We start from the raw sequence: 13,419 nt of genomic DNA on the forward strand, positions 1-13,419 counted from the left end.
GCCCGGCACGCCGAGAGCACGCACCTGACGCCGCAGTGCCCGCCCTCCGGGCGGACGACGGGAATGTGACGACAGGGCCTAGGCTCCCCGCATGAGTGAGCGGATCGTCGTCGTGGGTGCCGCGCTGGTCGACGACGGGCGGCTGCTGGCCGCCCGGCGCAGCGCGCCCGTCGAATTGGCCGGGCGCTGGGAGCTGCCCGGCGGCAAGGTCGAGCCGGGGGAGACGGCCGACGCGGCGCTGGTGCGGGAGCTGCGCGAGGAACTCGGCGTCGACGCCGAGGCCGGCGGGCGCGTCCCGGGGGAGTGGCCGCTGAAGTCGCCGTACGTGCTGCACGTGTGGACCGCGCGCCTGCGGCCCGGCTCCGCCGCCCCCAAGCCCCTTCAGGACCACGACGAACTGCGCTGGCTCGGCCCCGGCGAGATCTGGGACGTGGACTGGCTCGACCAGGACGTGCCCGCGGTGCGGCGGACTCTCGCGCACCTGGGGCCTCTCGGCGGCCCCGGCACCGGAGAAGTGCCCGGCGCCTGAGGCCAACCGGGGGCGGGCGAGGCCCGAAGATGGCCGTGCGAGCGCCCCTTACGCCTTTCGTGCCACAGTGCGCTGCCCCGTGCGGTACTCCGCCCCTGATATCGGGTATGTGCCCATTAACCCCATGAAACAGGACATGGGCGGGTTCGCTGCCGGGGAAGTGATCGGCGTGATCGACACCGAAGGTGACCGCGCCGAGTGGACCTTTCCCGCCGAGCCGGGCGCCGTGCGCACCGCCCGGCAGGCCGTCCGCGGCCGGCTCCGCGGCTGGGGCCTCGACAGCCTCGCCGACCTCACGGCGTTGTTGGTCAGCGAGTTGGTCACCAACGCCCTGCGGCACGCCACGGGCCCCATCGGCGTCCGCCTGGTCCGCCCCTCCGAACTGAACGGCGTCCTCCTGGTGGAGGTCTCCGACCCGCTCCCGGACCCGCCCCGCGAGCGCGCCGCCCGGCCCGAGGACGAGAGCGGCCGCGGGCTCCAACTGGTCGCCTCCTCCTGCCGTCGCTGGGGCACCCGGCCCGGCGGCGTGGGCAAGACCGTGTGGTTCGAACTCGCGGTTCCGGAGTGAAAAATCGGTGTACGTCCGCCCTGCCGCTGTCGAGCGAATGGTTCAGGCCAGTGGCGGTTGGCGACGGACGGGATTCGACGCCGTGTCCCCTGGTTAGAAGACTGGAAGTGTTGTCACGGTCCGGACCGAAAACCATCGGGACCGTGCTGTGATCGTGAACACCGTGTTGTGCGGCACCGTAGTGCTGGATACTGCGGGCAGCCGCCCCCGGTGACCGGTGCCGGACGCGGTGAGCTGGAGGGGACGGTTCGCGTGAGCGAGATACCAGCGAAGGCCACGGAGTCCGAGGACCCGTCGGCGGGCGCTAGGGCGATGGCCGCGGACGGCCTGGCCTCCGCGGTGGGAGGTGCGCTCGCGGCTGACGGGGTGCAGCCCGGGGACGCCATGTGGCAGAGCAGTCCCCCGGGATCCATCTACGACTACATCAAGGTCGCGTCCTTCTCCATCGGCCCCGACGGGCTCGTCGACCAGTGGAGCCTGCGCGCCGAGCACCTGTTCGGCATTCCCGCCGAACGCGCCGTGGGCATGGACCCCATCGAGACGTTCATCGACCCGCGCCTGCACGAGCGGGGCTTGCGCAAGATGGCGGAGATCCTCGACGGCCGTGAGTGGACCGGTGTGGTGCCCTTCCGGATGCCGAAGGACGCCGAGGGAGAGTGCGGACGCGAGGGGCTCGCCGAGGTGTACGTCATGCCGACGCGCACCGAGGACGGCGAGAAGGCCGCCGTCTGCATCGTCGTCGACGTGCGCACGCTGCGCAGCATCGAGACCGACCTCGCCGCCTCGCAGGCCATTTTCGGTCAATCCCCGTTCGGTTTCCTGCTGATCGACGCCGACCTGCGGGTCCGCCGCGCCAACCACCGGTTCGCGTCCGTGTTCGGCGGCGAGCCCGACGACCACCGCGGCAAGGGCGTCCACGACTACCTCCAGCGCGGCGAGGCCGAGCGGGTCGCCGCCACGCTGCGCCGCGTGCTGGAGACCGGCAACTCCATCACGGACATGCACGTCACGGGCTTCGTGCCGGGCTCCGACGAGCGCCGCCACTGGTCCGTCAACCTCTATCGCGTGCACAGCGGTTCGGGCCGGCCGATCGGCATCGCCTGGCTCGGCACGGACATCACCTCGCGCCGCGCCGCCGCCCGCGAGGCCGCCGCCGCCCGGCGCAACCTCGCCCTGCTGAACGAGGCCGGCGCCCGCATCGGCAACTCCCTCGACCTGGAGACCACGGCCCGGCAGCTCCTCGACGTGGTCGTACCCGGCTTCTGCGACCTGGCCACCGTCGACCTCTACCAGGGCCTGCTGGTCGGCGACGAGACCCCGCCCGGGCTCGCCGACGGCAGCGCCGAACTGCGCCGGGTGGCCTTCGCCAGCGCCGTCTCCGACGCGCCCTTCACCGGCACCGGCGTGCCCGTCGCGGTCGGCGCCGTCCACCACTACCCGTTCAACTCGCCCTGCGCGGACGCCCTGCGCACGGCCCGCCCGCAGACCGTCCCCGGCGAGGACGGCGGACTCGTGCAGTCCACGCTCGCCGTGCCGATGGTCGCCCATGACACCGTCGTCGGGCTCGTGCAGTTCGCCCGTACGAAGGGCAGCGAGCCGTTCGGCGACCGGGACCGCGACCTCGCCGTGGAGCTGGCGGCGCGCGCGGCCGTCTGCATCGACAACGCCCGGCTCTACCGGCGCGAGCACCAACGCGCGTTGATACTGCAACGGTCCCTTCTCCCGCCCGGCGACCCGGAGGCCTCCGGTCTCGACATCGCCTGCCGCTATCTGCCCGGCAACGCCAACACCGGCCGGCCCAGCGAGGTCGGCGGCGACTGGTTCGACGTCATCGAACTCCCCGGGCACCGCACCGCGCTGGTCGTCGGCGATGTCATGGGCCGCGGCCTGCGCGCCGCCGTCGCCATGGGCGAACTCCGCACGGCGGTACGCACCCTGGCGCAGCTCGACATAGAACCTGCCGAGGTGCTCTCCCAGTTGGACGAGATCGCCCGCGGCCTCGGCGCCCCCGGCGGAGTCCAGCAGGCGACCAGGGCGGCCCGCCGGCCCCGGGAGGCGGATCTGTCGGAGGTGTACCTCGCCACCTGCGTCTACGCCGTCTACGACTCCGTCACCCGGCGCTGCACCTTCGCCAACGCGGGCCATCTGCCGCCCGTCCTGGTCGAACCGGGCGAGCCGGCCCTGATGCTCGACGTGCCGCCGGGCCTCCCGCTCGGCGTCGGCGGCGAGCCCTTCGAGGAGGTCGAGGTCGAACTTCCCGAGGGTGCCCTGCTCGCGCTCTACACGGATGGACTGGTCGAAAGCCGCGACCACCCCCTCGACGAGGGGCTCCAGGCCTTCGTCAGCACCCTGTCCGACCCCACCCAGCCGCTGGAGGACGTCTGCGACCACGTCCTCAACACCCTCGACACCCATCACGGCGAGGACGACATCGCGCTGCTGATGGCACGTGTACAGGGCCTGCCCACCGAGTCCGTCGGTGACTGGACCCTGCCGCGCGAGCCGCGCAGCGTGGGCCGGGCCCGCGAGTACGCGCGTGCCCAGCTGCTCAGCTGGGACATGGAACCCCTGGTCGACACCACGGAGCTCCTGGTCAGCGAACTCGTCACCAACGCCCTGCGCTACGGCGAGGGCGAGATCCGCCTGCGGCTCCTCCTCGACCGCACCCTGGTCTGCGAGGTCTGGGACTCCGGCCTGGTCCAGCCCCGCCGCCGCCGTGCCCGCGACACCGACGAGGGCGGCCGGGGCCTCCAGCTGGTCGGCCTCCTCAGCGCGGCGTGGGGCTCCCGCCGCACACCTCGGGGCAAGACGGTCTGGTTCGAACTGCCCCTTCCCGGCGGCGAGACGAGCCTGACGGATCCGGCGGAGGCGCTGCTGAGCCTGTTCTGATCGCAACCGAACACCGGTACGGATCGTCCTCCCCGGCAACACCGACTGCATCACCGGGGGGAGACGGCATGGAACGCGTGGAGGGCACGACCCCGAACGAAGCCGCAGCGGCAGTCGCCGACGGGGAGGAACCTCCGCAGGGGCCACCCGCACCTGGTGGCCTCGGCGACGACGATGGCCGCACGGGTGGTGCGGACGGGAACAACCCGGCTGAAGACGAAGCCGGGGCCGGACGTCCCCGCCGCCGCTGGTTCAGACGCGCGGCCTTAGCCCTGCTCATCGCCCTCCTTCCCCTCCTGACCGCCGAAACAGCCCTCTACGTCAACTACCAGGGCGACCCCGCACAGGGCACTCACACCAGAAACCGCGACGCCCTCTGGCTCGGCCACGCCTGGGTCGACGGCCGCAAGAAGGACGCCGACGTCACCGCCCTGGCCCGCCGCCTGCAAGGCACCGGCATCCGCGACCTGTACGTCCACTCCGGCCCGCTGGAACACGACGGCACGCTCCCCGAGTCGGTGTATCCGAGGGCCCGCTGGTTCATCGACGCCGTCCACGAGAAACTCCCCGGGATCCGCGTGCAGGCCTTCCTGGGCGACGTCCTGGCCGGCGAGGGCGCCGACGGCATGGTCCTGGAGAAGCCGGACACCCGCGCCGCGGTCGTCCGCTCCGCCCGCCAGATCCTGGACACCGGCTACGAGGGCATCCACCTCGACCTGGAGCCCATGCCGTCCGGCGACCGCGACTACCTCACCCTCCTCGACGCCCTGCGTCGCGAGACCCGTTCCCGGGACGCACAACTCTCCGTCGCCGCCCACCAGATCGACCCGCTCCCGGCCCTCCACACCGTGTTCGGTCTCTTCACCGACCACCCCAAGTGGTGGTCCCAGGAGTTCTTCGGCCAGGTGGCCCGCCGCGTCGACCAGATCGCGGTGATGTCGTACGACACCGCGCAGCCCCTGGAGGGCACCTACGGGGGGTACGTCGCCCAGCAGACGTCCCTCGCCCTGGAGGTCACCCCGCCCTCCACCGACCTGCTGATGGGCCTGCCCTTCTACTGGGAGAGCAACTTCGACCACTGGGGCCACGCCGAGACCGTCCCCGCCGCCGTCCGGGGCGTCCGCCTGGGCCTGTCCCGCACGGACGCCGACCGGTCCCGCTTCGGTGTCGCGCTGTACATCGACTTCGCCGCGACCGAGGCGGACTGGAGTGCGTACAAGGAAGACTGGGTGCGGTGACCAGGACCCGAAAACCCCTCACCCGCACCGAACTCGCCCCCCTCATCCGCGCCGCTCTGGGACCCGGCCGCACCCTCACCGGTGTGGAACGCCTGCGCGGCGGCACCAAGAAGGGCGTCTACCGCCTGACCCTCGACGACGACTCCACGGCCGTCGCCTATGTGTGGTCGGCCGACGAGGACTACTGGGACCAGCCTGACCCCGACCCCCGGGACGTCTTCTCCCACGGCACCGGACTCGGCCTGTTCACGGCGGCCCACGACCGCCTGGCCGCCGCCGGCGTCCGCACCCCACGCCTGATCTACGCGGACGCCACACACACCCACCTCCCGGCCGACGCGGCCGTCGTGGAGGACATGACCGGCGGCAGCCTGGAGGACGCCCTCGCCCGGGACCCGCGGGAGGCACCCCGGCTCATGGACCGGATGGCGGACCTGCTCGCCACCCTGCACGCCCACACCGGCCCCCGCTTCGGGAAGGTCGCCGTCGTCGACAACGGCGGTTCCTCCCACGGCGTCACCTGCGAACAGCGCATCACCGACGGTGCCCTGCGCTGCGTCGCGGAGGCGGCCCGCCGTGAATCCCGTGCCGCCGCCGTACGCCGGGAACTGGAGGACACGATCCACGCCCTGGCCGCCGCGGTCCGCCCCCGCGACCGGCACACCCTCATCCACGCCGAACTGGGCCCGGACCACGTCCTGCTCACGCCCGACGGGCAGCCGGCACTCATCGACATCGAGGGCCTGATGTACTTCGACGTGGAGCACGAGCACGTCTTCCTCAAGCTCCGCTTCGGCCCTCACTACGACGCCCTGCGCGCCCCCGGCCTGGACGAGGCACGCATGCGCCTGTACCGCCTGTCGATGCACCTCGGCCTGGTCTCGGGGCCGCTGACGCTCATCGAGGGCGACTTCCCGCACCCTGAGCGGATGCGGGAGATCGCGGAGCACAACCTCCAGCAGGCGCTCAGCCTGCTGAAGAACGCCGTTTGATCTTCGAGCCCAGCCACACCAGCGGGCCGTACTTGCGGTCGATCGCCCGTTCCTTCAGCGGGATCAGCGCGTTGTCCGTGATCTTGATGCCCTCCGGGCAGACCTCCGTACAGCACTTGGTGATGTTGCAGTAGCCCAGGCCGTGTTCGTCCTGGGCGGTGGTCTTGCGGTCCAGGCCGGATTCCGCCGCCGCGTCCAGCGGGTGCATGTCCAGCTCCGCCACCCGCATCAGGAAACGGGGCCCCGCGAAGGCCTGCTTGTTCTCCTCGTGGTCGCGGACCACATGGCAGGTGTCCTGGCACAGGAAGCACTCGATGCACTTGCGGAACTCCTGCGGACGGTCCACGTCCTCCTGCATCATCCGGTACTCGCCGGGACCGAGATCCGCGGGCGGGACGAAGGACGGCACTTCCCTGGCCTTCTGGTAGTTGAAGCCGACGTCCGTGACGAGATCGCGGATCACCGGGAACGCCCGCAGCGGCGTCACCGTGATGGTCTCCTCCCGGTCGAACACCGACATGCGCGTCATGCACAACAGCCGCGGCCGGCCGTTGATCTCGGCGGAGCACGAACCGCACTTGCCCGCCTTGCAGTTCCAGCGCACCGCGAGATCGGGGGCCTGGGTGGCCTGGAGGCGGTGGATGATGTCGAGCACCACCTCGCCGTCGTTGACCTCGACCTTGAAGTCCTCGAGGCCGCCGCCTCCCAGGTCACCGCGCCACACCTTGAAGTGGGCCGTGTAGCTGCTCATTCGTACAGCTCCTCTTCGGCGAGGTACTTGACCAGCTCCTCCTTGTCGAAGAGGGCGAGCAGGTCGGCACGGACGGGTTCGGTGGTCTCGCGGGTGAGGGCGATCTGGCCGCGGACCGGGTCCGTGGCCGCCAGCCCGCCCGTCGGGTCGGTCAGCGCGCACAGCAGGTTGATCCGGCGCCACTTGCGGTCCATCCCCGGGTGGTCCTCGCGGGTGTGCCCGCCGCGCGACTCGGTGCGCTCCAGCGCGGCCCGCGCCACACATTCGCTGACCAGCAGCATGTTCCTGAGGTCCAGGGCGAGGTGCCAGCCCGGATTGAACTGCCGGTGCCCCTCGACGCCGGCCCGGCGGGCCCGTGCCCGCAGCTCGCCCAGCTTCTCCAGGGCCTGCTTCATCTCCGGCTCGCGGCGGATGATGCCGACCAGGTCGTTCATCGTCTGCTGGAGTTCCTGGTGCAGGGTGTAGGGGTTCTCCGGCGGGCCGCCCTTCGGCTCCTCGGTCTCGGCCTCGGCGGAGAAGGGCCGCAGGGCCTCGGCGGCGGCGGCGTCGATCTGGCCGTCGTCCACGACGGGCCGCGCCCCGGCCAGCCCCGCCGCGTACTCGGCCGCGTGCCAGCCCGCCCGGCGCCCGAACACCAGCAGGTCCGACAGGGAGTTGCCGCCCAGCCGGTTGGAGCCGTGCATGCCGCCGGCCACCTCACCGGCCGCGTACAGACCGGTCACCCCGCGCGCCGCCGCCGTGTCGGACTCGACCGCGATGCCGCCCATCACGTAGTGACAGGTGGGCCCGACCTCCATCGCCTCGGCCGTGATGTCGACGTCGGCCAGCTCCTTGAACTGGTGGTACATCGACGGCAGCCGGCGCTTGATCACCTCGGCGGGCATCCGGGTCGACACGTCGAGGAACACGCCCCCGTGCGGGGAGCCGCGCCCCTCCTTCACCTCGGAGTTGATCGCCCGCGCGACCTCGTCGCGGGGGAGCAGCTCGGGCGGGCGCCGGTTGTGGTCCGGGTCGTCGTACCAGCGGTCGGCCTCGTCCTCGGTCTCGGCGTACTTGTCCTTGAAGACGTCGGGGATGTAGTCGAACATGAACCGCTTGCCGTCGGAGTTGCGCAGCACCCCGCCGTCGCCGCGCACCGACTCGGTGACGAGGATGCCCTTCACCGACGGCGGCCAGACCATCCCGGTCGGGTGGAACTGCACGAACTCCATGTTCAGCAGCGGAGCGCCCGCGAGGAGCGCCAGCGCGTGACCGTCGCCGGTGTACTCCCACGAGTTCGACGTCACCTTGAAGGACTTGCCGATGCCGCCCGTGGCGATGACGACGGCCGGTGCCTCCAGGACGAAGAAGCGGCCGGACTCGCGCTCGTAGCCGAAGACCCCGGACACGCGCCCGTCCTCTTTCAGGACACGGGTGACCGTGCACTCCTGGAAGACCTTCAGCCGGGACTCGTAGTCGCCGGTCTCCTTGAAGTCCTCCTGCTGGAGCGCGACGATCTTCTGCTGGAGGGTGCGGATCAGCTCCAGGCCCGTGCGGTCGCCGACGTGCGCGAGGCGCGGGTACTCGTGGCCGCCGAAGTTGCGCTGGGAGATCCGGCCGTCCTTGGTGCGGTCGAACAGCGCGCCCCAGGTCTCCAGCTCCCACACCCGCTGCGGGGCCTCCTGCGCGTGCAGCTCGGCCATCCGCCACTGGTTGAGGAACTTGCCGCCGCGCATGGTGTCGCGGAAGTGGACCCGCCAGTTGTCGTTCTCGTTGGCGTTGGCCATCGCCGCCGCGATACCGCCCTCGGCCATCACCGTGTGCGCCTTGCCGAACAGAGACTTGCAGATCACGGCCGTACGGGCGCCCCGCTCGCGTGCCTCGATGGCGGCGCGCAGCCCGGCGCCGCCCGCCCCCACCACGACGACGTCCCACTCCTGCCGGTCGACCACGGACATCAGAACGCACCCCTCATCAGAAGAACCGCGGATCGTCGAAGGCACCGGACGCGACCAGGTAGACGTAGAAGTCGGCGAGCGCCACGCTCACCAGCGACGCCCAGGCGAGCAGCATGTGCCGGGCGTTGAGCTTCCCGACCCACTGCCACATCCGGTACCGCACGGGATGCTTGGAGAAGTGCTTGAGCTTGCCGCCGACGATGTGCCGGCACGAGTGGCAGGACAGCGTGTACGCCCAGATCAGCACGATGTTGACCAGGAACACGAGCGTGCCGAGGCCCATGTGGCCCCACTCGTAGTTCTCGTCGCGGAAGGCGAGCACGGTGTCGTAGCTGAGGATCCCGGCGACGAGGAGCGCGGCGTAGAAGAAGTACCGGTGGATGTTCTGGAGCACCAGCGGGAAGCGGGTCTCACCCGTGTACTTCCGGTGCGGCTCGGCCACCGCGCAGGCCGGCGGGGACGCCCAGAAGCCCCGGTAGTAGGCCTTGCGGTAGTAGTAGCAGGTCAGACGGAAGCCGAGCGGGAAGATCAGGATGATGATCGCGGGGGAGATCCCCCACCAGCCGCCGAAGATCTCCCAGTTCGGGCCGGCCTTCATCGGCTCGCAGTTCTCGGCCAGGCAGGGGGAGTAGAAGGGCGAGACGTACGGCGCCGCGTAGTAGTCCGCGTTCGCGAAGGCCCGCCAGGTCGAGTAGACGATGAAGGCCAGCAGACCGGCGACCGTGCCGGCCGGGGCCAGCCACCAGCGGTCGGTGCGCAGGTGCGGGGCGTCGATCGCGGCGCGCGTACCCGCCCGTACGCCGCCGCTTCGGGGTTGGGGTTGTGTGGCGGGAGGTTCCGTACCAGTGGCCACTGTGACGACTCCGGTCGGGTTCGGGGGAGGTGCCGGTCGCTCGACGCCCTCCCGGTCAGGGAGCGCGCCGGTCCCGGGCGCCGAGTCCCTCGTCGTCCGAGTCGACCCACAGCGCGGGGTCGTACGGCGCGTCCGAGATGGTGACGAGGTCGGGGCGCTTCGGAGCGGCCGGCGTGGCGGCGGCGTCGCGCAGCAGGGCGACGCTCTCGCGCAGGTGGTTGGCGTCGGCACGGACGCGGCGCATCTCCAGGCCGCCGGTGCCGAGCTGCTTCTCCAGGCGCCCCAGCGAGCGGAACAGCTCGTCGAGACTGCGCTGGACTGACGTCAGTTCGTCGTGAACGGACATGACTTGCCCTCACTTCCACGGGTCCTTCGAGGCCCAAGGCGGCAACGTTCATGCGCCTGCGAGTGTTGCGCGTCACACCTTGTGCTGTGAAGGGATGTGCATCGATTGGCCGAGGCGCGCGGGTGCACCCTGCGGTGCGCTGCGCCACACGGGTGACTTCCCGCCCGTGACCGCCGTGTCGCCCTGTGTTGCTGAACCCTTTCCTCTTCAGTGGCCGCATACATCAGACAAACACCAAATACCGCCAAAAGTGATCGTAACGCCCGCGGCTTCCCGGAGGTAGCACAGATGTCCCAGCACGGTGTCGGCCCGCGTGCGGTCACGCGCTCGGTCGCCTTCCTCACCGCGGGTGTGCTCGCGGTTCCCGCGCTCGCCGGATGCGGCTCCGAGGACCCCGCGGGCAAGCCGCTCGCCGCGCCGGACATCCAGCCCGCGGGCCGCGACCGGATCGCCGACGGCGGCACCCTGCGCTGGGCCGTGGACTCCGTGCCCGACACCCTCAACACCTTCCAGTCGGACGCCGACGCCACCACCACCCGCGTCGCCCAGGCCGTCCTGCCGTCGATGTTCCGGATGAACGCCAGTGGCCGTCCCGAGCGCAACCCCGCCTACCTGGAGTCCGCCGAGGTCGTCGAGACCGAGCCCAAGCAGGTCGTCCTGTACAAGCTGAACCAGCAGGCCGTCTGGAGCGACGGCCGGGAGATCGGCGCCGCCGACTTCGCCGCCCAGTGGCGAGCCCTGTCCGGAAAGGACACCGCCTACTGGACCGCCCGCAACGCCGGCTACGACCGCATCCAGAAGATCGAGCGCGGGGACAGCGCCCTGGAGGTCAAGGTCACCTTCAGCCGCCCCTACGCCGACTGGCGCTCGCTGTTCTCGCCGCTGTACCCGAAGGACGTCATGGGCAGCCCGGACTCCTTCAACGACGGGGCACGCAAGAAGCTCAAAGTCACCGCCGGTCCCTTCTCGGTGAAGGAGGTCGACCGCGAGGACGACGAGATCACCCTCGCCCGCAACCCGCGCTGGTGGGGCAAGCCGGCCAAGCTCTCCGAGATCGTGCTGCGCACCGTGCCGCGCGACAAGCGGGCCGCCGAGCTGGCCGCCGGCACCCTCGACGTGGCCGAGATCGACCCCTCCGCGGCCCGCCGCATCACCGTCGCCGCCCGGCCCCGCAGCTCCAGCAGCCCGCTGATGGGCCCCGGCGCCGACCGGTCGGCCGCGGACGCCCTGCGCTCGTGGGCCGTCGCCAACGGCACCGACGAGGACGCCGCCGACGAGGAGACCGTCGCCCGCAAGAAGCTGCGCAAGGCGGTCACCAAGTACACCCGGCAGCAGCAGGCCCTGCGCGGCTTCGAGGTGCGCAAGTCCCTGGAACCCGCCTACACCCAGCTCGCCCTGAACGGCGCCGAGGGCCCGCTCGCCGACGAGCGCGTCCGCAGGGCCGTCGCCCGCGCCCTCGATCGCAAGGAACTGGCCGAGGCCGTCCTGAAGCCCCTGGGTCTGCCGGCCGTCCCGGTCGGCAGCCACCTGGCCCTCTCCGGCCAGGCCGCCTACGCCGACAACAGCGGCGCCCTCGGCGGCCAGGACACCAAGGAGGCCCAGGCCCTGCTCGCGGACGCCGGATGGGTGCGCGGCGGCCCCGTCAAGGAGCAGGAGAAGAAGAAGGAGGGGGAGAAGGCGGCCGGAGCCGAGGGCGAGAAGGCCGGCTCCGCCAAGGAGGAGCCGGACGACGACGGCACGTACGTCGTCGGCGAGGACAACAAGGCACACGGCCGGCAGGACCCCGCCGACCACCTCGCCCACGACGGCAAGCAGTACCAGCAGCCCGCCCAGGGCGGCGCCCCCGGCGCGTACGCCCCCAAGGGCACCGCCGCCCCGGCGAACCGCGAGGCCGTCCCGCTCGCCAAGAACGGCAAGGCCCTCACACTCCGCTTCGTGCTCCCCTCCGGGCCCGGCTCCCAGACACTGCGCACGGTCGCCGACCGCATCTCCCGCATGCTGGAGCGCGTCGGCATCGGCACGGACATCTCCAAGGTCTCCGACGAGTCCTATTTCAAGGACCACATCGCGTCCGGCCAGTACGACCTCGCCCTCTACTCCTGGCCCGCCACCGCCTTCCCCGCCACCGACGCCCGTCCCGTCTACGCCAAGCCCGTCCCGGCCGCCGACGGCTCCCTGAACGTCGAGCAGAACTACACCCGGGTCGGCACCGACCAGGTCGACCAGCTCTTCGACGAGGCCGTGTCCACCCTCGACGAGGGCGAGTCCCGCTCCCTCATCCGCAAGGCCGACTCCCGCATCTGGGCCGCGGCCGGCTCCATCCCCCTCTTCCAGCGCCCCCAGCTCATCGCGGCCCGCAAGAACCTCGTGAACACCGGCGCCTTCGGTTTCGGGACCCCGGTCTACGAGGACATGGGCTTCCTGAGGAAGGGCGCGAAGCCGGCGGCGGGGCCGTCGGCGAAGGGATCAGCCGCCCGGTAGCTCTGGGAACGCTCAAACGTCTTGCCGTCCCCGCCCGGCGTCCGCACCATGGCATCAGCAGTGATCATGGTGCGGACGCCGGGCGTCCGTGCACGGGGGGGACGGGGGCCGGCGGATGCGCGGCACGGTACGGCGGGTCTGCGTGGCCGGGTTGGTCGTCGGGGCGCTGGTGACGGGACTGACGGCATGCACCGGGGAGACGGAAGGTGACGGCACGGTCCGTGAGACCGGCGGGGCCCGAGCGAAGGCCTGCGCGCAGGGCACCTTCACCTGGTCCCACGTCACCACGCGAGACCGGCTGACCGGGGTCTCCGAACTCGAGCGACTCGGCGCGGGCGGCGGCGCACTGCGGAACCCGATGCGGCGGGTGTACACCCCCAGGCCCTCGGTGCGCGCCGACGGACCGGCCCCGCCCGCGGCCGAGATCCTCTTCTCGTTCGGCAAGAAGACCGGCGAGATCGACTCCGACGCGCGCACCCTGGCGGAGTCCGGCGGAGACACCTGGGCGTTCACCGACGTCCGGCTCCCGGCCCCGGAGCTCGACGACGACCGCGTCACGCCCCGAGCGGCGGGCGAGTTCGTCCAGTACGCCGGGGTGAGGGAAGTGTCGGCGGACTTCCGCTACACGTGCCCGGACGGCAGGACCGTCTCCGGGCACGCCCGGAACTGGACGGTCGACATCGGCGGCCTGATGGACTGCGAGGAGAAGGCCGACTCGCCCCTGGCCCGCGCGGCCGCCCGGCACTCCTGCGAACCGTCGGCCCCCGGAAGGCCCGGGCACTGACGCCAAGGACCTCAAAACAGGCCCTGACCTGCGCTGACGTAGGCTGGCTAA

At 71.5% G+C, this 13,419-nt stretch carries 11 protein-coding genes; 7 read left to right on the forward strand and 4 right to left on the reverse strand.

Annotated features, from left to right (window positions below; all coding sequences use genetic code 11):
- The first annotated feature begins 91 nt into the window (after positions 1 to 91).
- The 5 genes from CP976_RS28015 to CP976_RS28035 all read left to right on the forward strand — a co-directional run bounded on the left by CP976_RS28015 (position 92) and on the right by CP976_RS28035 (position 6,216).
- On the forward strand, positions 92 to 529 hold the full coding sequence (locus tag CP976_RS28015; RefSeq protein WP_150482835.1) for a (deoxy)nucleoside triphosphate pyrophosphohydrolase: 438 nt from the start codon (positions 92 to 94) through the stop codon (positions 527 to 529).
- A gap of 124 nt (positions 530 to 653) precedes the next feature.
- Positions 654 to 1,097, forward strand: a complete 444-nt coding sequence (locus CP976_RS28020; RefSeq protein ID WP_190146886.1) for an ATP-binding protein — start codon at positions 654 to 656, stop codon at positions 1,095 to 1,097.
- A 252-nt stretch (positions 1,098 to 1,349) separates the two neighbouring features.
- Positions 1,350 to 3,986, forward strand: coding sequence for a SpoIIE family protein phosphatase (locus CP976_RS28025; protein WP_150482836.1), 2,637 nt, complete (start codon positions 1,350 to 1,352; stop codon positions 3,984 to 3,986).
- 68 nt (positions 3,987 to 4,054) lie between these two features.
- On the forward strand, positions 4,055 to 5,224 hold the full coding sequence (locus CP976_RS28030) for a glycoside hydrolase family 18 protein (protein WP_150482837.1): 1,170 nt from the start codon (positions 4,055 to 4,057) through the stop codon (positions 5,222 to 5,224).
- Positions 5,221 to 6,216 (forward strand): phosphotransferase family protein, encoded by a 996-nt coding sequence (locus CP976_RS28035; protein WP_150482838.1) that lies wholly within the window; start codon positions 5,221 to 5,223, stop codon positions 6,214 to 6,216. Before CP976_RS28030 ends, CP976_RS28035 begins: the two co-directional genes overlap by 4 nt.
- On the opposite strand, the gene CP976_RS28040 is transcribed toward CP976_RS28035, so the two are convergent.
- From CP976_RS28040 to CP976_RS28055, 4 genes are read right to left on the reverse strand one after another with little or no spacing between them, the layout of a single operon-like run.
- Positions 6,191 to 6,967, reverse strand: a complete 777-nt coding sequence (locus CP976_RS28040; RefSeq protein ID WP_150482839.1) for a succinate dehydrogenase/fumarate reductase iron-sulfur subunit — start codon at positions 6,965 to 6,967, stop codon at positions 6,191 to 6,193. The genes CP976_RS28035 and CP976_RS28040 overlap by 26 nt on opposite strands.
- Positions 6,964 to 8,904 carry a fumarate reductase/succinate dehydrogenase flavoprotein subunit gene (locus CP976_RS28045; protein ID WP_150482840.1) on the reverse strand — a complete coding sequence of 647 codons (1,941 nt, stop codon included), beginning with the start codon at positions 8,902 to 8,904 and terminating at the stop codon, positions 6,964 to 6,966. Before CP976_RS28045 ends, CP976_RS28040 begins: the two co-directional genes overlap by 4 nt.
- Positions 8,905 to 8,920: 16 nt before the next feature.
- Positions 8,921 to 9,757, reverse strand: coding sequence for a hypothetical protein (locus CP976_RS28050; RefSeq protein ID WP_150482841.1), 837 nt, complete (start codon positions 9,755 to 9,757; stop codon positions 8,921 to 8,923).
- A 55-nt stretch (positions 9,758 to 9,812) separates the two neighbouring features.
- Entirely contained in the window at positions 9,813 to 10,103 is a 291-nt protein-coding gene (locus tag CP976_RS28055; RefSeq protein WP_059424348.1) for a hypothetical protein, read from the reverse strand.
- A 288-nt stretch (positions 10,104 to 10,391) separates the two neighbouring features.
- Between CP976_RS28055 and CP976_RS28060 the strand changes: the two genes are divergently transcribed.
- Positions 10,392 to 12,584, forward strand: coding sequence for an ABC transporter family substrate-binding protein (locus tag CP976_RS28060; protein ID WP_150482842.1), 2,193 nt, complete (start codon positions 10,392 to 10,394; stop codon positions 12,582 to 12,584).
- Positions 12,585 to 12,699: 115 nt separating this feature from the next.
- Positions 12,700 to 13,368 carry a hypothetical protein gene (locus CP976_RS28065; RefSeq protein ID WP_150482843.1) on the forward strand — a complete coding sequence of 223 codons (669 nt, stop codon included), beginning with the start codon at positions 12,700 to 12,702 and terminating at the stop codon, positions 13,366 to 13,368.
- Positions 13,369 to 13,419 lie beyond the last annotated feature (51 nt).

It is taken from the genome of Streptomyces coeruleorubidus (assembly GCF_008705135.1).
GTDB lineage: Bacteria > Actinomycetota > Actinomycetes > Streptomycetales > Streptomycetaceae > Streptomyces > Streptomyces coeruleofuscus.

What these genes read in the sequence shown, in the direction of transcription:
- CP976_RS28055 (WP_059424348.1), bottom strand. Translation starts at nt 10,103, where the DNA reads ATGTCCGTTCACGACGAACTGACGTCAGTCCAGCGCAGTCTCGACGAG.
- CP976_RS28015 (WP_150482835.1), top strand. Translation starts at nt 92, where the DNA reads ATGAGTGAGCGGATCGTCGTCGTGGGTGCCGCGCTGGTCGACGACGGG.
- CP976_RS28040 (WP_150482839.1), bottom strand. Translation starts at nt 6,967, where the DNA reads ATGAGCAGCTACACGGCCCACTTCAAGGTGTGGCGCGGTGACCTGGGA.
- CP976_RS28065 (WP_150482843.1), top strand. Translation starts at nt 12,700, where the DNA reads ATGCGCGGCACGGTACGGCGGGTCTGCGTGGCCGGGTTGGTCGTCGGG.
- CP976_RS28020 (WP_190146886.1), top strand. Translation starts at nt 654, where the DNA reads ATGAAACAGGACATGGGCGGGTTCGCTGCCGGGGAAGTGATCGGCGTG.
- CP976_RS28060 (WP_150482842.1), top strand. Translation starts at nt 10,392, where the DNA reads ATGTCCCAGCACGGTGTCGGCCCGCGTGCGGTCACGCGCTCGGTCGCC.
- CP976_RS28045 (WP_150482840.1), bottom strand. Translation starts at nt 8,904, where the DNA reads ATGTCCGTGGTCGACCGGCAGGAGTGGGACGTCGTCGTGGTGGGGGCG.
- CP976_RS28030 (WP_150482837.1), top strand. Translation starts at nt 4,055, where the DNA reads ATGGAACGCGTGGAGGGCACGACCCCGAACGAAGCCGCAGCGGCAGTC.